18 protein-coding genes are annotated in these 21901 nt (G+C 34.2%); 9 read left to right on the plus strand and 9 right to left on the minus strand.

Going from position 1 to position 21901, the window contains the following annotated elements; genetic code table 11:
- Positions 1 to 4 precede the first annotated feature (4 nt).
- Positions 5 to 724, plus strand: a complete 720-nt coding sequence (locus B5X62_RS07660) for a DUF4184 family protein (protein WP_079666831.1) — start codon at positions 5 to 7, stop codon at positions 722 to 724.
- On the opposite strand, the gene B5X62_RS07665 is transcribed toward B5X62_RS07660, so the two are convergent.
- A complete protein-coding gene (locus B5X62_RS07665) occupies positions 721 to 1488 on the minus strand; it encodes a methyltransferase domain-containing protein (RefSeq protein ID WP_079666832.1) in 768 nt (255 codons plus the stop codon). The genes B5X62_RS07660 and B5X62_RS07665 overlap by 4 nt on opposite strands.
- Before the next feature lie 122 nt (positions 1489 to 1610).
- Here B5X62_RS07665 and B5X62_RS07670 point away from each other — a divergent pair, with 122 nt between their 5' ends.
- From B5X62_RS07670 to B5X62_RS07705, 8 genes are all read left to right on the plus strand, one after another.
- On the plus strand, positions 1611 to 2864 hold the full coding sequence (locus B5X62_RS07670; protein WP_079666833.1) for a CinA family nicotinamide mononucleotide deamidase-related protein: 1254 nt from the start codon (positions 1611 to 1613) through the stop codon (positions 2862 to 2864).
- Between the two features lie 71 nt (positions 2865 to 2935).
- The gene (locus B5X62_RS07675) at positions 2936 to 3199 is read left to right on the plus strand and encodes a YHS domain-containing protein (RefSeq protein ID WP_079666834.1); all 264 of its coding nucleotides are present in this window, start codon (positions 2936 to 2938) and stop codon (positions 3197 to 3199) included.
- A gap of 1 nt (position 3200) precedes the next feature.
- Positions 3201 to 3881, plus strand: coding sequence for an SCO family protein (locus B5X62_RS07680; protein ID WP_079666835.1), 681 nt, complete (start codon positions 3201 to 3203; stop codon positions 3879 to 3881).
- 90 nt (positions 3882 to 3971) lie between these two features.
- Entirely contained in the window at positions 3972 to 4640 is a 669-nt protein-coding gene (locus B5X62_RS07685) for a superoxide dismutase (RefSeq protein WP_079666836.1), read from the plus strand.
- 147 nt (positions 4641 to 4787) lie between these two features.
- Positions 4788 to 8192 (plus strand): polysaccharide deacetylase family protein, encoded by a 3405-nt coding sequence (locus B5X62_RS07690; RefSeq protein WP_079666837.1) that lies wholly within the window; start codon positions 4788 to 4790, stop codon positions 8190 to 8192.
- A gap of 322 nt (positions 8193 to 8514) precedes the next feature.
- Positions 8515 to 10614 (plus strand): M13 family metallopeptidase, encoded by a 2100-nt coding sequence (locus tag B5X62_RS07695; RefSeq protein ID WP_079666838.1) that lies wholly within the window; start codon positions 8515 to 8517, stop codon positions 10612 to 10614.
- Positions 10615 to 10693: 79 nt separating this feature from the next.
- Positions 10694 to 12160 carry a T9SS type A sorting domain-containing protein gene (locus B5X62_RS07700; RefSeq protein ID WP_079666839.1) on the plus strand — a complete coding sequence of 489 codons (1467 nt, stop codon included), beginning with the start codon at positions 10694 to 10696 and terminating at the stop codon, positions 12158 to 12160.
- Positions 12161 to 12440: 280 nt separating this feature from the next.
- A complete protein-coding gene (locus B5X62_RS07705) occupies positions 12441 to 12845 on the plus strand; it encodes an META domain-containing protein (protein WP_079666840.1) in 405 nt (134 codons plus the stop codon).
- A gap of 56 nt (positions 12846 to 12901) precedes the next feature.
- Here the strand turns inward: B5X62_RS07705 and B5X62_RS07710 are convergent, their stop codons facing one another.
- From B5X62_RS07710 to B5X62_RS07745, 8 genes are all read right to left on the minus strand, one after another.
- Entirely contained in the window at positions 12902 to 13141 is a 240-nt protein-coding gene (locus B5X62_RS07710) for a hypothetical protein (RefSeq protein WP_079666841.1), read from the minus strand.
- Positions 13142 to 13411: 270 nt separating this feature from the next.
- The gene (locus B5X62_RS07715; RefSeq protein ID WP_079666842.1) at positions 13412 to 14767 is read right to left on the minus strand and encodes a hypothetical protein; all 1356 of its coding nucleotides are present in this window, start codon (positions 14765 to 14767) and stop codon (positions 13412 to 13414) included.
- A 2-nt stretch (positions 14768 to 14769) separates the two neighbouring features.
- Positions 14770 to 16044 carry a hemolysin family protein gene (locus B5X62_RS07720; protein ID WP_079666843.1) on the minus strand — a complete coding sequence of 425 codons (1275 nt, stop codon included), beginning with the start codon at positions 16042 to 16044 and terminating at the stop codon, positions 14770 to 14772.
- A 25-nt stretch (positions 16045 to 16069) separates the two neighbouring features.
- Complete coding sequence (locus B5X62_RS07725) at positions 16070 to 17749, minus strand: phosphoethanolamine transferase (protein ID WP_079666844.1); 1680 nt, start codon at positions 17747 to 17749, stop codon at positions 16070 to 16072.
- A gap of 21 nt (positions 17750 to 17770) precedes the next feature.
- Entirely contained in the window at positions 17771 to 18661 is an 891-nt protein-coding gene (locus B5X62_RS07730) for a 3-hydroxybutyryl-CoA dehydrogenase (RefSeq protein ID WP_079666845.1), read from the minus strand.
- Complete coding sequence (locus B5X62_RS07735) at positions 18658 to 19668, minus strand: PDDEXK nuclease domain-containing protein (protein WP_079666846.1); 1011 nt, start codon at positions 19666 to 19668, stop codon at positions 18658 to 18660. The genes B5X62_RS07730 and B5X62_RS07735 overlap by 4 nt, the downstream gene beginning before the upstream one ends.
- 88 nt (positions 19669 to 19756) lie before the next feature.
- On the minus strand, positions 19757 to 20722 hold the full coding sequence (locus B5X62_RS07740; protein ID WP_079666847.1) for a Gfo/Idh/MocA family protein: 966 nt from the start codon (positions 20720 to 20722) through the stop codon (positions 19757 to 19759).
- A 75-nt stretch (positions 20723 to 20797) separates the two neighbouring features.
- Positions 20798 to 21826, minus strand: a complete 1029-nt coding sequence (locus tag B5X62_RS07745; RefSeq protein WP_079666848.1) for a Gfo/Idh/MocA family oxidoreductase — start codon at positions 21824 to 21826, stop codon at positions 20798 to 20800.
- Between the last annotated feature and the right edge of the window lie 75 nt (positions 21827 to 21901).

A 21901-nucleotide genomic window follows, 5' to 3' on the forward strand; every position in this document is an offset into this window, starting at 1 on the left:
ATCTATGCCATTTACATTCTCGCATCCAGCAATAACTCTCCCTTTTAAAAGATGGTTTTCGACAACAGGTTTAGTTGTTGGCAGTATGTCTCCAGATTTTGAATATTTTTTGAAAATGAATTTAGAAAATCAACATGGACATACCTTCGCAGGTATTTTCTATTTTGATTTGATGATTTCACTTTTACTCTGTTTTCTTTATCATAATATTATCAGAGATGCGCTAATTCGTAATTTACCTAGCTTTCTTAATTCTAGGTTTAACTATGTGATAGATTTTAGCTGGAACGACTATTTTAAAAAAAACTGGTTTTTAATAATGCTTTCAATAATTATAGGCGCTTTCAGCCATATATTTTGGGATAGTTTTACGCATGATACAGGCTTTTTTGTTGAGAAAATTCCTTTTTTACAAGAAGTTTTAAAAGTTGGGAGCTTTAGAATTCCTGTTTTTAAAATTTTACAACATGTAAGCACCTTTGTTGGCGCGATGATAATAATGTTTTACATTTTCAAAAAACCTTTGGGTAAAAGCAATTCGATGTTCTTTAATGTCGGATTTTGGTTTGCTGCTTTTGTGGTTAGCATTATCGTAATTTTAGTAAGATTAAGCTATTTATCCTTTAATCTTGGAATTGGAAATTTAATAGTAACTATAATCCCAAGTATGTTTCTAGGAGTTCTTTTTTCATCTTTATTAAATCTAAAACGAATAACAAACTAAGATTTCTTTCCATAAAGCAAAAGTCTTTTAAAAGCATAGATCGCTGGTAATTTTGGGAAATTGTCGGCGATTCGATTTTTAAATTCTCGGATAAAATCCTCGTGATGCGCTTCATTCATATTTTCTAAATACGGAATTAAAGCAGAACCAGATATAAAATCAAAAAGCTGATCATGACTTTCAGCGATAATCGGGTAGATTCTGAGCGATAAATTCAAATCGGACAATCCGTTTTCAAAAAAGATTTGCGCGTATTCATCAATGCTTAAAACCGCCGATTTGCGATTCCAATTATTAAGTTGGGATTTGTAAGGTTGCTCTTCCGCCAAGTCAAAAAGGATTTGGTTAAGTTTATTTTCGGGTTGATAAGGCATTTGCACGGCCAATTGTCCAGCTTTATTTAGTTTAGAAATAATTTTTGGAAACAATTTTTTATGATTGTCCGACCACTGCAAAGCCGCATTACTAAAGATTAAATCCCAAGTTTTATCATCTTTGATAATCGCTTCGGTTGTTGATATTTTAAAATTTAAATTTTCTTTTTTAAAAACTTTCGACTGTTCTAGCATTTCGGGTGATGAGTCAATTCCTAAGAATTTGGACGTCGAAAATTTTTCCGCAAGAATCGACGTTTGTTCACCAGTTCCGCAACCCAAATCGATGGCGCTCATATTATTTTTATCTTCGATCATGTCCATCAAATCAAAAAACGGTTTGTATCTAATATTTTTAAATTGATTATAAACGTCAGGATTCCAAGGCATATTTTTATTTTTTTTAATTAAACAAAGGATGGAAGATGAACAATCTTAAATTTGTTTTAAACTTTATTAAATTTAAAAAGAATTGCGGACTTTTACCGACATTTGTTCCGTAAATTTCAAGTATGAAAAACGCCATTCTCATCACCATCGGCGATGAAATCCTTTCTGGAAACACAATTGACACCAATTCCAACTTTATTGCAACAGAACTAAAATCCATCGGGATTTCTGTAAAACAAATTTTCACGATTTCGGATGAAATAGAAGTGATTAAATCTACGTTAAAAGACGCTTTTGATTTAGGAGATTTGGTGATAACAACGGGCGGATTGGGACCGACCAGAGACGATAAAACCAAGAAAGCTTTTCTTGAGTTTTTTGATGATGAATTAATTTCGGATGAAAAAACATTTAAGCATTTGTCAGATTATTTGATTTCCAGAAATCGACAAGATTTGTTGGAATTAAATAAAAGTCAAGCTGACGTTTTGTCGAAAGCTATAGTTTTTCAAAACGATTTCGGAACGGCGCCTTGCCAAATGATTGAGCAAAACGGAAAATTGGTTTTCTCGTTGCCTGGCGTTCCTTACGAAGTAAAACCTTTGATAAAAGACAAGATTCTTCCTTATTTAAAAGAAAAATTCGAGCTCGATTCTATTTTTACCAGAATTGTTTCAGTGGTCAACGTTCCCGAAAGTATTTTGGCTGAACGAATCGCAGACTGGGAAGATCATTTGCCATCACATATTTCGTTGTCTTATTTACCAATCGGAAACCGCGTGAAATTAAGAATCACAGCTTCTGGAAAGGATTTTTCGCAATTAGAAAATGATGTTGAAACGCAAATTCAATTTTTATTAAAAATTATTGGTGAAAATGTAATTGCCACTTATGAAGATAAAATCGAAAAAATTTTAGGCGAAATTTTAACAGATCGAAAACTTAGTATTTCAACAACGGAAAGTTGTACAGGTGGCGAGATTTCAAAACTGATTACTTCGGTTTCGGGAAGTTCTAAATACTTTCTTGGCGGAATTGTTACTTATGCAACCCAAAAGAAAATTGATATTCTAAAAGTTTCGAAAGAAACGGTTGCTGAACATACTGTCGTAAGCGAAGAAGTCGCTTTGGAAATGGCTCGAGGTGGACAAAAGCTTTTCGGAACAAATATTTGTCTTTCTACAACTGGCGTTGCTGGACCGAGCAAAGGCGAAGATGGCAAAGATGTCGGAACGGTTTTTTACTCAATTCGAATCCATGATATTGAAAAAGCTTCACATTTATATTTGCCTTATATGGAACGAACAGATTTTATGAATTTCGTTGCGCAACGTATTTTGCAAGATTTGGTGGCGATGTTGGTGCAGAATCATTGATAATTCTCATTATAAGAAATTCTCACATCAATATTTTCTTTTGTAGCTTTGATAGGTTTTTAAATTCAATTATGAAAAATTTAGTTTTAATTGGAGCTACCATTTTTGCAATGGTTTCTTGTGAAAAGAAAAATCTTGAAGTTAAACACGTTTCCGAAATGGAATCTGGATTTAAAATCTCGGCAAAAGTGGTAAATGATGAAGATCCTGTTTGCCACATGAAAACCGCTGAACATCTTAGTGATACCTTGACTTATAAAGGTCAGGTTTATGGTTTTTGTAGTTCGATGTGTAAAGATGAATTCAAAAAAAATCCAGATTCTTATTTAAAATAAAATGTCAACAACCGAAAACATTCAGTCAAAATCAAAAAAAATATGGATTCCCATTTTGGTAATTCTACTGATTGCTGCTTTGGTTTTTGGTGTTCGACAATACATGAATTCATCGCTTTTTACAGTGATGAAAGTCCCCGAATTTTCTTTAAAAGACCAAAATAACAAAACAATTACCAGCAAAGACATGCTCGGGAAAGTCTATTTGGTGGAGTTTTTCTTTAGTCGCTGTCCAACGATTTGTCCTGTGATGAATTCTAATATGCGTCACATTGAAGAAGAAATCAACGATCCAAATTTTGGAATAATCTCCATAAGTATCGATCCCGAAAATGATACGCCAGAAATGCTGAAAGAGCATGCTAAAAAAATCGGTGCAAAATCTCCGAATTGGCATTTTTTGACGGGTGATCGAACTTACATTGGTGACATTGCCAAGAAATTTGATATTTACGTTGGAGACCAAAATGATAAAGCGGAAAGTCTAAACCATAGCGGTGAAATCGCTTTGGTAGATAAAGACGGCAACATCCGTTGTCGTTTTGGGAAAGATGGCATGCCGATTTTGTATTATTCTGGGCTTAATTACGAAGATGAAGCGGGAACCAAAAGCAGTTTAGTTGGAAAATATCATCCCGACCGTGAACTTTTGATTGAAGACATCAAAAAACTTCTAAAATAGGCGTTAATTAATGTTAATGATACTTTGTTTAAGGTATGAATAAAGTATCTTTAAGACAATTAAATTAATGTTTAATCGAAAATTTTAAAAATGAAAATATTGAAAATAGCAGCTATCGGTTTCTTGATGGCTTCAAGTTTTATGTCGGCGCAATTTAAACAGGCGCCACTTCCTTATGCGTATAATGCTCTAGAAGCTGCTGTGGATGCACAAACCATGGAAATTCATTACAGCAAACATGCGGCTGGATATACCGCAAATCTTAACAAGGCGATTGCGGGAACGTCGATGGAAAAGGAAAGTCTTTTCACTATTCTTTCTCATATTTCTAAAGAGTCGCCAGCGGTAAGAAATAATGCAGGCGGACACTATAACCACGAGTTATTTTGGACTGTTTTAACACCGAAAAAAGACACAAAAGCGTCTGCAAAATTAGCAAAAGCAATTACAGATAATTTTGGAAGTATGGACGCGTTTAAAGAGAAGATTGCAAAGGCTGGAGCTGACAGATTTGGTTCTGGATGGGCTTGGTTAATCGTTACACCAGACAAAAAATTAGCAATTACATCAACTGCGAATCAAGATAATCCGTTGATGGATGTTGCGGAAGTGAAAGGAACACCAATTTTTGCAATTGATGTTTGGGAACATGCTTATTATTTAAAATATCAAAACAAACGTGCAGATTATTTAACGGCTTTATGGAGCGTTGTTAATTGGGACGAGATCTCAAAACGTTACGATGCAGCTGTGAAATAAATTGCTTTTCACAACAAAAATATTAACTCGCTTTTCAATTTTGGGAAGCGAGTTTTTTGTTAAAATTTAATTTTATTTTAAGTTCAAATTAAGTTGTTTTTCATGGTTCTTGTAAATCTTTGCACATCAGAAAAAAGAGAGTAGAAAGTGGAAAAATCAAGACAAATTTTTCAAACGGAAAATACAAAACGTTGGAGAAATGTAAAGTGGAGTAGTCGTATCATTATCTTCTGTATCGTGCTACTTTTCGGGGCTTTAGCGCTAATGATGAAGTTAGATAAAAATCCCCAACTTCCTTTTCGTGAAGATTTCAAAGCTGTAATTTCGGCTAATAAACCTTTTTTGCAAGAGAACAAAATTTCTAAAGAATATCAAGGTTTTAGAAGTTTTATTCATGCGAAAGGGATGAAAACCAATGAAGAAAAAATCACAAAAGCTAGAGAAGATCGTGTAAAAAATCAAAGTAAAAATTGGTATCAATTTCCTGCAGGAATTCGCTCTGCGTTCTATGTAGCGTGGGATCCGCAATCTTTGATGTCGCTAAAAAGAAATATCAAAAACCTAAATCTTGTCTTTCCAGAATGGTTTTTTATTGATGCTAAAACAGGCGATTTAAAAACACAAATGGACCCCGAAGGTTACAAAATCATTAAAAGAACTGGTGTCGCTGCGATGCCAATTTTGAGTAATAACTCCAATCAGGAATTCCATTCAGAAGGGATTGGAAAAATTTTGGGCGATCCTGTAAAACGCATGGCTTTAATTGATAAAGTTGCGACCCAATGTGTAAAAAATAATTTCAAAGGAATAAACATCGACTTCGAGGACTTAAATCTTAGTTCCGACCAAGTTTTAGTGGACTTTATGAAGGATTTGAGTACGGTTTTCAAGAAAAATAACCTCTTGATTACGATGGATGTCATGACCGACAACGACGATTATAACATTCAAAAACTCGATCCTTATGTAGATTATTTTGTGTTGATGGCTTACGACGAATATTCATCGGATAGCGATGCTGGTCCAGTTTCTTCTCAAAAATGGATTGAAGCTCAAACTGACAAAATGATTAAAAAAACAAGTCCTCAAAAAGTGATTTTGGGGCTTGGAGCTTATGGTTACGATTGGAGTTCTAACAAAGACCAAAATACGTCAGTAACTTACATGCAAGCCATTACAAAAGCCAATGCCAGTAAGGCTTCTATCAATTTTGATGATAATACTTTTAATCTTAATTATTCTTATCAGGACAGTCAAAAAAATACGCATACCGTTTATTTTAATGACGCAGCGTCGTTGTTTAATACCATGCGTTTCGCTTCGGAATATCCGTTGGCAGGTACGGCTTTGTGGCGTTTGGGAAGTGAAGACAGCAGAACTTGGTTGTATTATAATCAAGATTTAACTTATGACGGAATTCAGAAATTTAATGTTCAAAAACTTCAAAATGTAAAAGGTCAAACCATGGTCGATTACATCGGAGACGGCGAGGTTTTGGATGTTTTGAATACACCACACGATGGTAAAATTAAGTTAGAAGTTGACCCCAACGAACAAATTATCACGGATGAAAATTATGTGACTTATCCAAGTTCTTACGAGGTTAAAAAATATGGAGCAGCGCCACAAAAGCAACTGGTTTTAACCTTTGATGATGGTCCAGATGAGACTTATACGCCACAAATTTTGGATGTTTTATCAAAATATCATGTTCCAGCAGCTTTCTTTTTGGTCGGAATTAATGCTGAGAAAAATTTGCCACTCGTAAAACGTATTTACAAAGAAGGTCACGAAATCGGAAACCACACTTTCACACACGAAAATATTGCAAAAGTCGCCCCAGAACGCGCTTTAATGGAATTGAAACTTACACGACTTCTTATAGAATGTGTGACTGGACATAGCACGATTTTGTTCCGTGCGCCTTATAATGCGGATTCCGAGCCTACAACGCCCGAGGAAATTATTCCTGTGGCTTTGGCAAGACAACAAAATTATTTGGATATCGGCGAAAATATCGACCCCGAAGATTGGGAAGTAGGCGTAAAAGCCGACCAAATTGTTGCCCGAGTTTTGGATGGTTTAAAAAGAGAACGTGGAAACATTATTTTGCTTCATGACGCTGGTGGTGATTCGCGCGCAGAAACGGTGAAAGCTTTGAAAATTTTAATTCCGATGCTGCAAAAACAAGGCTATCATTTCACGAATCTTGAAAGTATTTTGCATAAAAGTAAAAGCGAATTAATGCCCGAAGTTCCAAAAACAAAAGCTTATTATATTATGCAACTTAACTTGGTTTTGGCAACCGTTATTTATGGTGTAAGTCATTTCTTGGTGGCATTATTTGCAATTTTCATAGGCCTTGGAATCATCCGATTATTGCTCATGCTTTATTGGGCAATTCGTGAACATAAAAAAGAAAAAAAACTTGGTGGATTCCCAATTTTAGAGACTTATCCTAAAGTTTCGATTATCGTTCCTGCCTATAATGAAGAAGTGAATATTGTTTCGTCACTTCGAAATTTATTGAATCAAACTTATCCTAATTTTGATATTGTTTTTGTAGATGATGGTAGTAAAGATGCGACTTTGGAAAAGGTGAAAGACGCTTTTTCCAGTGAATCTAAACTTAAAATCTTAACTAAAATAAATGGCGGAAAAGCAACTGCACTCAACTATGGAATTTTGCAAACTGACGCCGAATATGTTGTTTGCATCGATGCGGACACCAAATTGGAGCAAGATGCTGTAAAATATTTAATCGCTCGTTTTTTAAATGCTAAAGAAGACGAAAACATCGCTGCTGTTGCAGGAAATGTAAAAGTCGGAAACCGCGTCAATTGGTTGACGAGATGGCAATCGATTGAATATACAACGAGTCAAAATTTCGATAGATTGGCTTATGCTAACATCAATGCGATTACGGTAATTCCAGGTGCGATTGGTGCTTTCAGAAAATCTGTGATTGATGAAGTTGGCGGTTATTCGTCGGATACTTTGGCGGAAGATTGCGATTTAACGGTTAAAATTTTAAAAAACGGTTACACTATTGCCAACGAAAATAAAGCCGTTGCAATTACCGAAGCGCCAGAAAGTGTAAAACAATTTTTGAAACAGCGTTTCCGTTGGACTTATGGCATTATGCAAATGTTCTGGAAACAACGTCAAACTTTCCTAAATCCAAAATACAAAGGTTTGGGACTTTGGGCGATGCCGAATATTTTGTTGTTCCAATATATTATTCCGTTTTTCTCACCATTGGCAGACTTAATTATGTTTTTTGGAATTTTGTCAGGAAATGGCAGCAAGATTTTCACCTATTATTTATTATTTTTGGTTGTGGATGCAGCTTTAGCCTTTATCGCATTCTTTATGCAAAAGGAAAAATGGACAGATTTATTTTACATTATTCCGCAAAGATTTGGTTATAGATGGTTGATGTACATCGTTTTGTTCCGAAGTTTGCGCAAAGCTTTACAAGGCGAATTACAGACTTGGGGCTTCCTAAAACGAACAGGAAACGTAAAAGATATTGCCACCAATCCTCAATAGGATTTTAAATATAAAACGAGAAATCATGAAGGTGGTTTCTCGTTTTTTTTGAGGTTGAAACGAAGCGTCCGTTCGAGTAGCGCAGCGTATCGAGAAGTTTTTCATAGAAGTTCTCGATGTGATTTTTTTAAACCTATTCGAACTGATGATGGTTTTGTGACTTCGAGCAAGAATTAAATTTTGGTGACTTAGCTTGATTTCCTTTAAATCAACTTCAAGAATAAATTTCAATCAAAACATCCAAAAATATTTCAAAAATAAATACATTTGATTCCGTAACAAAAACAAAAAAATAACGACATATTTGAACAAATTATATTAAATGAAAAAACTCAATATTGGGATACTAGCTTTTTCGGGTTTAGTATTTCTTAATTCTTGCGGTTCTACAAAGACTGCTACAACCAAAACAGAAAGTACAACTACAACTGTAACAGAGGTGAAAACAACGCCAACAATACCAAAAGAGAATGGACTTGACATTAGTCTAATGGACAAATCTGTTCGTCCTCAAGATGACTTCTACAATTACGTTAGTGGAACTTGGATGAAAACTGCCAAAATCCCTGCAGATAAACCAACTTGGGGAAGTTTTAATAAACTTGCTGAAGATACTGATAACAACTCAATGACGATTTTGAATTCACTTTTGAAGGATAAATTTGCAGCGGGTAGCGAAGGTAAAAAAATCCAAGATCTTTATGGTACTTACATGGATATGGATAAGCGTAACGCGGACGGTATTAAGCCAATCCAAGCTAATTTGGATAGAATTGATGCTATCAAAAATATGGCTGATCTACAATCTTATTTGATATCTGTGACTAAAGATGGTGAGAATACACTTTATGGTTGGGGTATCGATGCTGACCTTAAAGATTCTAAAATGAATGCTGTCTATTTAGGTGACGCTTCATTAGGGTTGGGAAGAGATTACTATCAAAAAGTTAATGAAAAAAATACTGAAACGATTGCTGAATATCAAAAATATGTAGCTTCGATGCTAGATGTTTTGGGTTATAAAAACTCAGCAACTACAGCGAAAAGTATTGTTGCTTTTGAAAAACAAATTGCAAATACCTATTTAACTAACGAGCAGATTCGTGATGCAACTTTGCAATATAATCCAAAAACAATGGCCGAGCTAAAGTCATTAGTTAAAAATGTTGACCTTCCTGCTTATCTTAAAAGTGTGGGCGTTAGCACAGATAAAGCTATAATTGGAGAGATTGGCTATTACAAAAATTTTGATAAATTATTTAATGCTAAAAATCTTCCATTAGTTAAGGATTATCTTAAGTTCCATATGATTAATGGTAGTGCAAGTTACTTAACTAAAGATTTGGACGAAAAACGTTTTGCCTTTTATGGTAAATATCTAAGTGGACAACAAGAGCAAAGAGCGCTTAACAAGAGAGGTTATCAATTAATTAACGGTGTGTTGGGTGAAGCTTTTGGTAAATTATATGTTGATAAATACTTCCCAGCGTCTGCAAAAGCGCAAATGGTTGAACTTATCGACTATCTAAAGAAAAGTTTTGCGGTACACATCAACGATCTTAAGTGGATGTCATCAACAACTAAAGTAAAAGCTTTAGAGAAGTTAAATAAATTCACGGTTAAAGTAGCTTATCCTGATAAATGGAAAGATTATTCTAAACTAGATATTACTGCTGGTTCGGAAGGTGGAACCTTGTACAGCAACTTACAAAATGTAACAGAGTGGCAATATCAAAGAGATTTAGATAAAATCGGAAAACCAGTTGATAAGTCAGAATGGGGAATGACGCCACAAACGGTAAACGCTTACTATAACCCATTAAATAACGAAATCGTTTTCCCAGCGGCTATTCTTCAACCGCCTTTCTTCAATCCAAATGCTGATGCTGCCGTTAACTTCGGAGGAATTGGAGCAGTTATCGGTCACGAAATCACACACGGATTCGATGATTCTGGAGCGCAATTCGATGCAGATGGAAACTTGGTAGATTGGTGGACACCAGCTGACAAAGCGAACTTCGAGAAAGCGACAAAAGCTTTAGCAGCGCAATATGACAAGTATGAGCCAGTAAAAGGAACTTTCGTAAACGGAACTTTCACAAATGGTGAAAACATCGCAGATTTAGGAGGTGTTAATATCGCTTTCGACGCTTTGCAAATGTATCTTAAAGATAAAGGAAATCCTGGTAAAATTAGCGATTTCACGCAAGATCAAAGATTCTTCTTGAGCTGGGCAACCGTTTGGAGAACTTTATCTAGCGAGAAGTATATGATTAACCAAGTTAAAACTGATCCGCACTCTCCAGGGTATTTCAGAAGTTTTGGACCGTTGGTTAATACCGATGCATTCTACAAAGCTTTCGATGTTAAAGAAGGTGATAAGCTTTACAAAAAGCCAGAAGAAAGAATTAGAATTTGGTAATTAGTTCTTTTTATTAATAAAAAACCACTCTTTTTAGGGTGGTTTTTTTGTTATATTTGAAAAATAAATAAATCTAATTATGAAGAAACTAGTTTTATTAGTAGTATTATTTTCTTGTGGTTTTCTATTCTCACAACAATTTACATGGACGAAATCATTTGGAGGAATCAAAAATGACAATGGTTACTTTCTAAAAAAGATTAAGAATAATGGTTTTTTTGTAGTAGGAGTTGTAAGTAATTCTTCTGATGACATACAAGTTATTAAGCTTGATGATAATAGTAATGTTGAGTGGCAAAAAAACATTGGAGGATCAAAGGATGAAGGGATTTCTTATTCCAAAAATGTTATAGTTGATGATGATGGAAATTTAGTAATGGTATTATACTCTTACTCGAATGATGGCGATTTTCTAGAGTCCGTTTCGTCGGGTAGGTCAATATGGGTTGTTAAATTAGATCAACAAGGTAATTTATTGAATAAAAAAAGGTTTGATCTTCCACCAGTTTCTTATGACCGAGAAGTTTATTCTATAGATAGTTTTCCAACAGGCTACGTTTTAACTACCTATATTGATGAAAAATCTTATTTATTGTTTACAGACAAAAACTGTAACTGGATTGATTCTAAATTTTATAAAAGTACAACTATTGGAGGTACTTTAGTTTATAATGATGTTGTAGCAATATCTGACGGCTTTTTACTAGTAGGTACATTGGATTTTAGTGGATATAAATATGCTACACAGATTGCTAAAATTAACTTTTCAGGAGATGTTATATGGACTTCCTCTTTTGGAAATGATGCTTCGTACTATAAAGCAAGTCATATCGTAGCGAATGATGATGGTACTTTTGCAATTGCTGGAAATGCGGGAGGTACATTATTAAGACCATTTGTGGCAAAGTATAACAGCTTAGGCAATCAAATGTGGATAAAGGTTCTTACCACTAATATGACTAATGATACATATAATGGGAATGATAATTTGTATGACTTTATGATAAATTCTAATAATGAATATGTCACTGCAGGATCGGCTAGATATGCCTTTTCATTTGCTAGACTTAATTGGAATGGGGATTTATTGGGAAGAATTTTTTTTAAAGGGAATGATGATAGTTATGCTAATTCAGTGATACAATTAGACGATCAGTCCTATGTAATGGTTGGTACTTCTAAGGCAACAAAATACCTTTATACTAATACACCTATTTTTAATAATCTAGGACCAGCAGGGACATCAGATATTGTAATGGCAGGATTTAATAATATTGACTTTTCATTGTCAACAAATGAAAATTTAGGACAGCAGTTAAAAACATCTGTATACCCTAATCCTGTAGTGAATGAGGTATTCGTTCAATCAAAAAATCAAAATATTAAAAGTTATCAAATTATAACAGAAGATGGAAAATTGGTGCTGCAAAATGAACATATTCGTATCGAAAAAATTAATATAAGTAATTTGAAGGTAGGTATATACTATTTGATTCTTAAAGATGCAAACGGTTCCCAATACACACATAAGATTATTAAGCAATAATTTTTAATCCTTACAAAAAAATCTTTTTTTAGTAAGTTTTGGACCGTCGGTGAACACAGATGCTTTCTACAAAGCTTTCGACGTTAAAGCTTTCGACAAATTATACAAAAAACCAGAAGAAAGAGTTAAAATTTGGTAATTAGTTCTTTTTTGAAAATAATAAAGGCACCATATAGTAGATTTGGTGCCTCTTTTTATTACAATGTTTAATTTTTTTAAAAATTAATTTTATCTTTGAAAAAGAAAAGCAAGACATTGCTCATCATAAAAATTTAAGATTATGAAACATTTATTTCTTACAATATCAGCAGCTGTTATGTTGGCATCATGTGCCGCGTCTAATTATTCTGTTAAGAAGGGTGGAAACCAAGTTGCATTAGAAGGCAGCTCTTGGGTTTTGGCAGAGCAAGTAAGCACCGAGCAGCCGACTTTGGTTGTAGAAGCAGGCAAAATTACGGGTAACACAGGATGTAACAATTATTTTTCTAACAACGTTGCTATCGATGCCAAAGCAGGTACATTTGCAGCAAGCGAGGTAGGATCTACAAGAAAAGCTTGTATGAATATGAGTGTTGAGACAGGATTTCTTAACATGCTACAACAAGCTAACAGATATGTCGTAAATGGCGAAAGTCTAGAGCTGTACAAAGACAATCTATTGTTGCTAAAATTCAACAAAAAATAATAAAAAAACGGAACTCAATTTTGGGTTCCGTTTTCATTTTTTAATATCGATTTAGATTACTCTTCTTCTTCGTCATCGTATTTTGCTAACTCAGCATCGCAGAATTTGAAAGCCTCTTCAACTACTTTAGTAGCCTCATTAGCCAAAGTTTCTTCGTCATCACCTTCTAGATCATCCAACCACTCAACTTCTTCCTCTTCAACGTTAAGGATAAAACGAGGATATTCTGTATGTACTACAAAAAGATCTTCTGGGAAATCTGTGTTGTCTGCTAATAAAAACTTAGGTAAAGTCATATCTATAAAATTTAATAGTTTCTAATAATTTTTTTTAGGAGCAAGTCAATTTTCTCATACTTTAGACAATTTGTCCCGCTTTTTGTTACAATCTTTTTGCTCGGCAAAGCCTCTCGCAAAAAGGATTTCCACGCCAATCGGGGCTATCGATAAGCATCCTCAGTTCTTAGTCCAAAGACTCAATCCTTGCATCAAAGATAACAAAAAATCTTATTCCGAAAACCGAAAATTCAGATTTCGGAGAAAATCATATTTTTTGAAATCGACAAACTATTTCTTATCAAACTTCTGAAACTGGTTTCTCTTTATTTTTAGTTTAGAATCAACACGATAAGGCGTTAAGACTTTTGGATCCAAAGTGTCTTTCGCCGAAAAAGTAGTATAAATCATCGGATTAACCGTACTAATAATTTCTGCAGATCGTACATTTCCGAGATCTTCTTCAGATTTTAACCAAAATTTTATCGTTCCTGTTTCTTTATTTTCGTTTTTTAGAAAAGTTTGTATTTCTTCACGGTTTTCCAAATAATTTCCTTTTGATAACCATGTAAATGCAAATCCCGTTAACAAACTTCCTAACGGAATTAGGTAAGTCAAATTCCCAAAAACCGTCCCTAATCTTCGGAAATAATACATCCAAATCGGAAGACTAAAAGGCGCTAACAATCGATAATCTATTGCGTTAACCGAATAAAAATATTGTACAAAATAAGAACAAGCAATACCAACAAATCCTGTCCAAAGTAATAACAAATCAAAATCCGAATGTTTTGTTTTAATAACGAAATATAAAATAACACCAATGTTGATTAAGCCAATACCATAGATCCCATAATTGACAATGCCGCCAGACGGATCCGCAATATGTACAAAAGGATCAAAAGTCGTGGCAAGGCCTTGCCATAGTTCGGTTAGAAGTTTAGAAGTTGGTTTTAGTCCAATGTTTAGAAAATCTTTGACATAATCTTCATTAAAATAATCGACATACAAAAACTTGAAAAGCACCACAAACAAAATTCCAAAAAGTGCCGATAAAACAAAGTATTTACCATAAGTTGTTTTTATTTTCAGTAAACCAAACCAACCCAAACCAGCCATCAAAAACAAAGCGCTATATCTGATATTGTAACAAATAATCAAGAACAAACTCAGTATCAAAACAGCTTTTAAGCCTTTAAAATTTTCGGCTATAACTTGTTTAGAATAATAAAAAAGGAAAAAGACAAATGGCAAAATTGGTGCTTCGCTCATGGTATAAGAAAACACCGATACAAAACTAAAAAGCGCCGAAATCATCGAGATTTCTTTGAAGTAGAAATCTTTTTTCCAAGCGAATACCAACATTGCAGTGTAGGCTAAAAGACCAACTACTTTACTACTCCAGAATTCGTCCAAGCCAAAATTAGTGAACAACCAAATCCCAAAAGGATAGCCTAATGGCGCTGTTGTATTGTCTATAACTGGCAACATGTGCGCCTGTCGCATATATCGAATCGAATCTGGATTGACACGACCTTTTTCATTCAATAAAAATCGAACGACAATCATTGCATAAGTCGCAATAATCAAGAAAATATTAATACACTTGGTAAGCTTTGGGTTATATAGTTTTGTTGAGAAATTCATGCTTATTTTTCAATCTTAATCTTAGAAATACGTTGTCCGTTTTTTTCCAAAATGGTGTATTTTAGGTCTTTTATTTCAAATTCGTCATCCACTTGTGGTAGATTGTTGGTATTGTTGATAATGTAACCAGCCACCGTGTTGTATTGGTTGTTAATGTGCTCTTCTTCCTCTTCTTTATTGAAATAATCTAGGAAGTCATAAATATCCATTCCCGCATCTACAATCCAAGTGTCGTTATCTATTTTCTTAATCTCTGGATTTTTCTCTTCATCATGCATCGTATCACCAACTAGCTCATCGATGAGGTCATTTAAAGTGATGATTCCTTTTACGCTACCGTATTCGTCGATTACAATTCCGTAATGGATTTTTGTTTTTTTGAACTGATTAAGGACTTGATAAGCTTTTGCAGCTTCGTTGAAATATAAAGGCTCTTTTATATAATTTGACACTTTAAAATCTGGTGTATTTGAGGCTAAAAATAAATCTTTTAAAATTACAATTCCTAAAATATTATCTACGTTATTGTTTTCGCAAACGGGATATGCAGAATGTTTTCCGTCTTGTATTTTGTACCGAATGTCGTCCCAAGAATCTTGAGTGTCAAAAATAATCATATCACTTTTCGGCGTGTACAAAGCGCTGGCTTTTCTGTCGCCAAGTTCAAAAACACGTTCTACAATGTCTTGTTCTATATTTAAGATTTCGCCACCTTGTGCACTTTCTTTCACCATAGAAACTATTTCCTCCTCAGAAATCGTGTTGTCGTTTTTATCATCAATTCTAAATATTTTAGATAAAAAATCATTGGAAATGGATAACAACCAAACGAATGGCGAAGCAATTTTAGAAAGTAAATCCATTGGTCTAGCTAACATTACAGCGATAGATTCTGGGAAAGTCATCCCAAGTCTTTTAGGGAATAATTCGCCAACAACAATAGAAAAATAAGTGATGATAATTACACTTCCCGAAACTGCAATTTGGTTGGCGTAAGGCGCAAGAACATCCACTTTTAGAAGTAGATTTTTCAAATCTTTTGTAATACTTTCACCACTGAAAATACCTAACAAAACACCAATTAGCGTAATCCCAATTTGTACTGTTGACAAAAATCGGGTAGGGTTGTCCATTAATTTTAGAGCGGTTTTAGCAGCTGGACTTCCTTTCTTTTTCAAACTTTCTAGCTTGAATTTTCTGGAAGAAACCAACGCCATTTCAGACATTGCAAAAACGCCATTCAGTAATATTAATGCAATTAGGATAATGAGTTCCATAACAGGGATTGGTGTTGTAGATTGATTAGTCGACTATTATTACTTTTCCGGAACCAGTTAAGATTTTTCTGTTTTTTGGTTCGTTGTATTGGTCAGACGCTAAGTTATTAATTTGCTCTGAATCCGAATTGTCATAACGGATATTGGCCATATTTAGAAATGTAGAAAATGTCGAAGTTGAAGACGCTTTTTTTGATTTGTTTTTACTTAAATTTTCAACAATATTGGGATTTTCTTTGTTGTAAAAATCCGATGTCCACACAAGATACGGAATATGATACTCGTGTATATTCGGTTGTATAGAACCATGGAATATTAATTTTTTGCCATCGTCATAAAGATTTTCGCCATGATCGGATAGATACAACATACAAGACTCAGCGCTTTTTTCATCATTTAATAAAGATATTATTGAAGCTAAAAAATGGTCAGTGTAAACAATGCTGTTGTCATAAGAATTGACAAGTGCTTCCTTGTTTTTGATGTTAATATTATCGTAACCAGTTTTAGAAATGCTTGGTTTATAGATGTCAAAACTATCGGGATATCTATTCGAATATCGAAAATGACTTCCCATGCTATGTATTACGATTAATGCTTTCTTATTATCAGTATTATTAAGAACTTGCTTGATGATAGGAATAGCCTCCATATCTTGTACATTCTGGGTTTTCGTATTGTAATGAAAATCAACAATATTATTAATCCTTTTTGTAATAGGAATCAACATGTTTTGATTATCGATCCATGCAGTGTAAAAGCCTGCTTCTTTAAAGGCGTCAATAATATTTTTTTCTTTGTACTGTAAATCGATGTGGTCCGGATTAGCGCGCGTAATAACCTGCGGAATAGACTGTATCGTTAATGTTGCTGCACTATATACGTTGTCAAAGGCTACTAGATTTTTTTCTTTGGAAAGCTTTGGCGTCGTTGGTCTATGATAGCCATATAATCCAAAATTTTCTTGTCTTGCAGTTTCTCCTAATACCAAAATAAAAATCTGCTTAGACTCTTTTTTATGCTCATCAATTTTGGCATTAAAAGAGAAATGTTGAAGTTTATTTTCGAATTCTTTTGACTCAGAAATGGATTCGTAAGCTGTAAATGTATTCAAAAATAAATTCGCTGGATAAGTCTTTATGTACTTAGTTCTCGTAAACTCTAACGCAAATTGCAAAGCACCGATTGGTGTGAATTTCATTGCAAAAGTCATCTTGTATATTTTTGCGAAAATAGCGACGTTCGCTAGTAGAAAAATTGAGACAATTATTAATTTACCACGTTTTGGTATTCTAAGATTTGGAGCTTTTCTTAAGATTAAAAAATAAATAATAATGATAAAAATACATGTAACAATTTCTATCAAATGTCCTGGCAATTGTTCGGTTGCTTCGCGGTAGTTTGTGTAGATAAGCGATTCTATAAAACCGTCCGAAATTGGCTGACCAACACTTTTAACAAAGGAAATTTCGAGCGGAGCAATAAGCAGGAAAATGCTACAAATAGAAAAATAAATTTTAGGTTTAATAATGGCTAAAGGTAAAAGCCAAATTGAAATCGAAAATAGCAAATACGATAATTTTAGGACAAAACTATCTTGCAAATCACTAGCGTAAAATGCTGTTACAAAATTCGGAATCAATAATATTAATAACAAAAAACAATACAGGAAGTATTGTTTTTTGTCTTTTTCTATTTTAAACATTAAGTCTAATATTTTTAAAAACTACTTCGAAAACATTTTCGAAACTTTTTCTGCTTTTTTAGATTCTGAATAGTCGTAGAAACCTTCACCAGATTTCACACCTAATTTTCCTGCCATTACCATGTTTACTAATAACGGGTTTGGAGCGTATTTAGGATTTTTGAAACCGTCGTACATTACATTTAGGATTGCTAAACAAACATCAAGTCCGATGAAATCTGCTAACTGAAGTGGTCCCATTGGATGTGCCATTCCTAATTTCATTACCGTATCTATTTCTTCAACACCTGCAACGCCGTTGTATAATGTTTCGATAGATTCGTTAATCATCGGCATCAAGATTCTGTTCGCTACAAAACCTGGATAATCGTTTACTTCCACAGGAACTTTTCCTAAAGTTTTACTCATTTCGTAAATCGTATCGAAAGTTTCTTTAGAAGTAGAATAACCTTTGATGATTTCCACCAATTTCATAATTGGAACTGGATTCATAAAGTGCATTCCGATTACTTTGTCTGGTCTTTTTGTTGCCGCAGCAATTTTAGTAATAGAAATTGAAGATGTGTTGGTAGCCAAGATGCAATTTTCAGGCGAAAACTCATCCATTTGACCGAAGATTTTTAGTTTTAAATCTTGGTTTTCTGTCGCTGCTTCTACGATAAGGTCAGCCGTTTTTGCAGCATCTTGTAAAGCTGTAAATGTAGTGATGTTTCCTAATGTTTCTGCTTTTTGTTCTTCGGTAAGGTTACCTTTTGCGATAATTCTGTCAAGGTTCGTAGTAATGGTCTTAATTCCTCTGTCTAAAGCTTCTTGCGAAACGTCAACTAAACTTACTTTAAAACCTGTTTGTGCAAAAGTGTGTGCGATACCATTTCCCATGGTTCCTGCGCCGATAACAACTATGTTTTTCATTCTGTATATTTTGTATTATATATTTCTATTTCTTTTTTTATTTCGGTGAGCAATTGTTCTTCGGTTGGTAAGATTAGCTCATATTGACTTGCCACGATTGTTTTATTATTTTCGGGCAACGAAAATTTCACGACTGCATTATTTTTATCTGCACATAACAAAACACCGATTGTTGGTTTTTCATGTTCTACTTTTTCAACTCTGTCGAAGTAGTTAACATACATTTGCAATTGTCCTAAATCCTCGTGACTAAGCTTGTGCGTTTTGATTTCAAAAATAACAAAACATTGTAAAAGTCGGTTGTAAAAAACCAAATCCACAAAAAAATCATCGCCATCGAGATGAATTCTTTTTTGTCTTGCTACGAAAGAAAAACCATTACCAAGTTCGAGTAGAAAATCCTGTAAATTAGTAATAATGGCTTGTTCTAAATCTTTTTCATAATATGTTGATTCTCTGCGAAGCCCCAGAAATTCTAATACCATTGGATCTTTGATGATTTCCTGTGGTGTTACGGGAAGTTTCTCATTTCGCGCTACTGCTAAAACACTTTCTTTGTCGTTGCTCAATAATAATCTTTCAAAAAGCTGGCTGTTAATTTGCCTTTCCATTTGACGAACAGACCAATTATTTTTGACTGTTTCAGCAATATAATAGTCTCTTTTGTCTTCGTTTTCAAGGCGTAAAAGTAGGCGATAATGTGTCCAACTCAATTGTGAACGCAGTGAGTTCACAATTGGAAATGTTCTATAAAACTGTCTGTACCAATGTAAATTTCGGTAAGAAAAACCGCTTCCAAATTCTGGCTGAAGTTGCTCCGACAAGTATTTGATGACATAATTGCCGTAATCTGCTCGCTCTTTTCCTTGTTGCTCTTCGTTGAAAATTCTTTCTCCAATATGCCAATACAAAACCGTCCGTTGAAAATCAACTGCACGAACCGCCCGCTCTCTCGATTGTGCAATAAGATGCTTGATGTCTTGTATTAAATTATTGGAAAGATTCATTTAATGAAATTATGAATTATGAATTATGAATTATGAATTATGAATTATGAATTATTTTTGCTAAAAACTAAAAACTAGTAACCAGCAACTACTTACTAATCAAATCCATAATTTTTAAAGCAACTTTCAAAGCTTCGGTGCCATCTTCTAACGAAACCTGAATTGGCTCATTATTTTCAATTGCATCAGCAAGACTTTCCAATTCATCCAAAATTGCATTATTAGGTTGAATATTTGGGTATTCAAACAAAATCTGATTCTTTTCGCCTTCAGCATTTTCAATAATCATGTCGAAAGGAGATGGATCGACAGGAGCGTCCTTCATACGAATAACTTCCGCTTTCTTTTCAAGAAAATCAACAGAAACATAAGCATCTTGCTGGAAGAATCTCGATTTACGCATCGCTTTCATCGAAATTCTAGAAGTTGTAAGGTTAGCAACGCAACCGTTTTCAAACTCAATTCTTGCGTTGGTAATATCTGGCGTTTTAGAAACCACACAAACACCACTTGCGTGGATATCTTTTACAGGCGATTTTACCAAACTCAACAAAATATCCAAATCATGAATCATCAAATCCAACACCACAGAAACATCCGTTCCGCGAGGATTAAACTCCGCCAAACGATGGATCTCGATAAACATTGGGTTTTTAATATAGTCTTTAGTTGCAATAAATGCAGGATTGTAGCGCTCTACGTGACCAACTTGGACTTTTAGATTTTTAGCTTGTGAAAGTTTAATCAATTCTTCGGCTTGTTCCAAAGTCTGCGTCACAGGCTTTTCGATGAAGAAATGTTTCCCACTTTCAATCGCTTTTAGCGCATATTCGTAATGAAACAAAGTCGGCGTTACAATATCCAACATATCAATCTGAGAAAGCAATTCGTCGAGATTGTCAAAATATTTATAACCGAATTCTGCTTCTAGTTTTTTTCCGTTTTCTTTATCGTTGTCAAAAAAACCAACCAAATCATATTTTTCGGATTGGTTAAGAAGTTTAAGGTGGATTTTTCCTAAATGTCCCGCGCCTACAAGACCAGCTTTTAACATAATAGAACTTATTTTTTTAGAATCGTAAATATAAGCAATTTTAAGCTTTTTAACTTTCGATTTTTTACGTCTTTATTAAAGGAGAATTTTAATTCCTTTTGTTGAACTTTCTTCTGCTGCTTCCATTATTTTTAAACTTTTTACAGCGTCACTTGCAGAAACCGGAACTGGCTCATCCATAACGATGCTTCGATATAACGCATCAAATAAATGCAGATAATTTCCTTGGAGTGTTTCTAGCTTTTCGCGCTTGTCGCCAACATTAATAAGACCTTGGTTTTTAGAATCTTCTGTTCCCCAAGTGTCACGATTTGGGATTTTTCCAAGTTTTAATTCATCTTCTTGTACATCGCCACGCATTTTGATAAAACTTCCGTTACGACCTTGCAAAACATAACCAGGAAGTTGCTCTTTCGCAAAAAAAGTCGCTTTTAATCGAACGCGATTATCAGGATAATATAAAAGAATGTCAAAAAAGTCATTGACTTCAGTATTTGGACGAAGACTTCTAATATCTGCGAAAACCGCTTCTGGCCAACCAAAAAGCACTAAAGCTTGATCGATAATATGGGCGCCAAGATCCATTAAAATTCCAGATCCCGGTTGTTTTTTTTCTTTCCAAGCTTTTGGGCTGAGGTTAGGATTATATCTTTCGAATCGGATTTCGGCTTCCAAAATTTCGCCAAGTTCTCCACTTTTTAAAACTTTCTGAACCGTTAAAAAATCACTGTCCCAACGACGATTTTGGTAGACACAAAGTTTTAGATTTTTTTCTTTTGCGATTTTATCCAAAATTTCTGCTTCCTCAGACGTTGTTGTAAAAGCCTTTTCTACCAAAACATTTTTACCTGCTTCCAAAGCTTTTTTAGCATATTCGAAATGCGTGTAGATTGGCGTATTGACGATAATTAATTCTGCATCACTTGCTAAAACTTCTTCCAAAGTATCAAAACTTTTTGCATCTGGATAATCATTTTGAATGTTTTTCTTACTTCTTTCCCAAGCGCCGATTAACTGAAAACCATGATGAACATTAAGAAAAGGAGCGTGAAATAATTTTCCTGATCCGCCATAAGCCAACAAAGCTGTTTTGATGATTTGCATATTTTGAGTTTTAAAAATCTAAGTTGCAATTTACGATTTAGAATTATGAATTATGAATTATGAATTATGAATTAT

Origin of the sequence: Soonwooa buanensis (assembly GCF_900167905.1) — a bacterium.
Classification (GTDB): domain Bacteria; phylum Bacteroidota; class Bacteroidia; order Flavobacteriales; family Weeksellaceae; genus Soonwooa; species Soonwooa buanensis.

Coding starts and splice junctions, on each gene's coding strand:
- B5X62_RS07660 (WP_079666831.1), top strand. CDS start 5: ATGCCATTTACATTCTCGCATCCAGCAATAACTCTCCCTTTTAAAAGA.
- B5X62_RS07665 (WP_079666832.1), bottom strand. CDS start 1,488: ATGCCTTGGAATCCTGACGTTTATAATCAATTTAAAAATATTAGATAC.
- B5X62_RS07670 (WP_079666833.1), top strand. CDS start 1,611: ATGAAAAACGCCATTCTCATCACCATCGGCGATGAAATCCTTTCTGGA.
- B5X62_RS07675 (WP_079666834.1), top strand. CDS start 2,936: ATGAAAAATTTAGTTTTAATTGGAGCTACCATTTTTGCAATGGTTTCT.
- B5X62_RS07680 (WP_079666835.1), top strand. CDS start 3,201: ATGTCAACAACCGAAAACATTCAGTCAAAATCAAAAAAAATATGGATT.
- B5X62_RS07685 (WP_079666836.1), top strand. CDS start 3,972: ATGAAAATATTGAAAATAGCAGCTATCGGTTTCTTGATGGCTTCAAGT.
- B5X62_RS07695 (WP_079666838.1), top strand. CDS start 8,515: ATGAAAAAACTCAATATTGGGATACTAGCTTTTTCGGGTTTAGTATTT.
- B5X62_RS07700 (WP_079666839.1), top strand. CDS start 10,694: ATGAAGAAACTAGTTTTATTAGTAGTATTATTTTCTTGTGGTTTTCTA.
- B5X62_RS07705 (WP_079666840.1), top strand. CDS start 12,441: ATGAAACATTTATTTCTTACAATATCAGCAGCTGTTATGTTGGCATCA.
- B5X62_RS07710 (WP_079666841.1), bottom strand. CDS start 13,141: ATGACTTTACCTAAGTTTTTATTAGCAGACAACACAGATTTCCCAGAA.
- B5X62_RS07715 (WP_079666842.1), bottom strand. CDS start 14,767: ATGAATTTCTCAACAAAACTATATAACCCAAAGCTTACCAAGTGTATT.
- B5X62_RS07720 (WP_079666843.1), bottom strand. CDS start 16,044: ATGGAACTCATTATCCTAATTGCATTAATATTACTGAATGGCGTTTTT.
- B5X62_RS07725 (WP_079666844.1), bottom strand. CDS start 17,749: ATGTTTAAAATAGAAAAAGACAAAAAACAATACTTCCTGTATTGTTTT.
- B5X62_RS07730 (WP_079666845.1), bottom strand. CDS start 18,661: ATGAAAAACATAGTTGTTATCGGCGCAGGAACCATGGGAAATGGTATC.
- B5X62_RS07735 (WP_079666846.1), bottom strand. CDS start 19,668: ATGAATCTTTCCAATAATTTAATACAAGACATCAAGCATCTTATTGCA.
- B5X62_RS07740 (WP_079666847.1), bottom strand. CDS start 20,722: ATGTTAAAAGCTGGTCTTGTAGGCGCGGGACATTTAGGAAAAATCCAC.
- B5X62_RS07745 (WP_079666848.1), bottom strand. CDS start 21,826: ATGCAAATCATCAAAACAGCTTTGTTGGCTTATGGCGGATCAGGAAAA.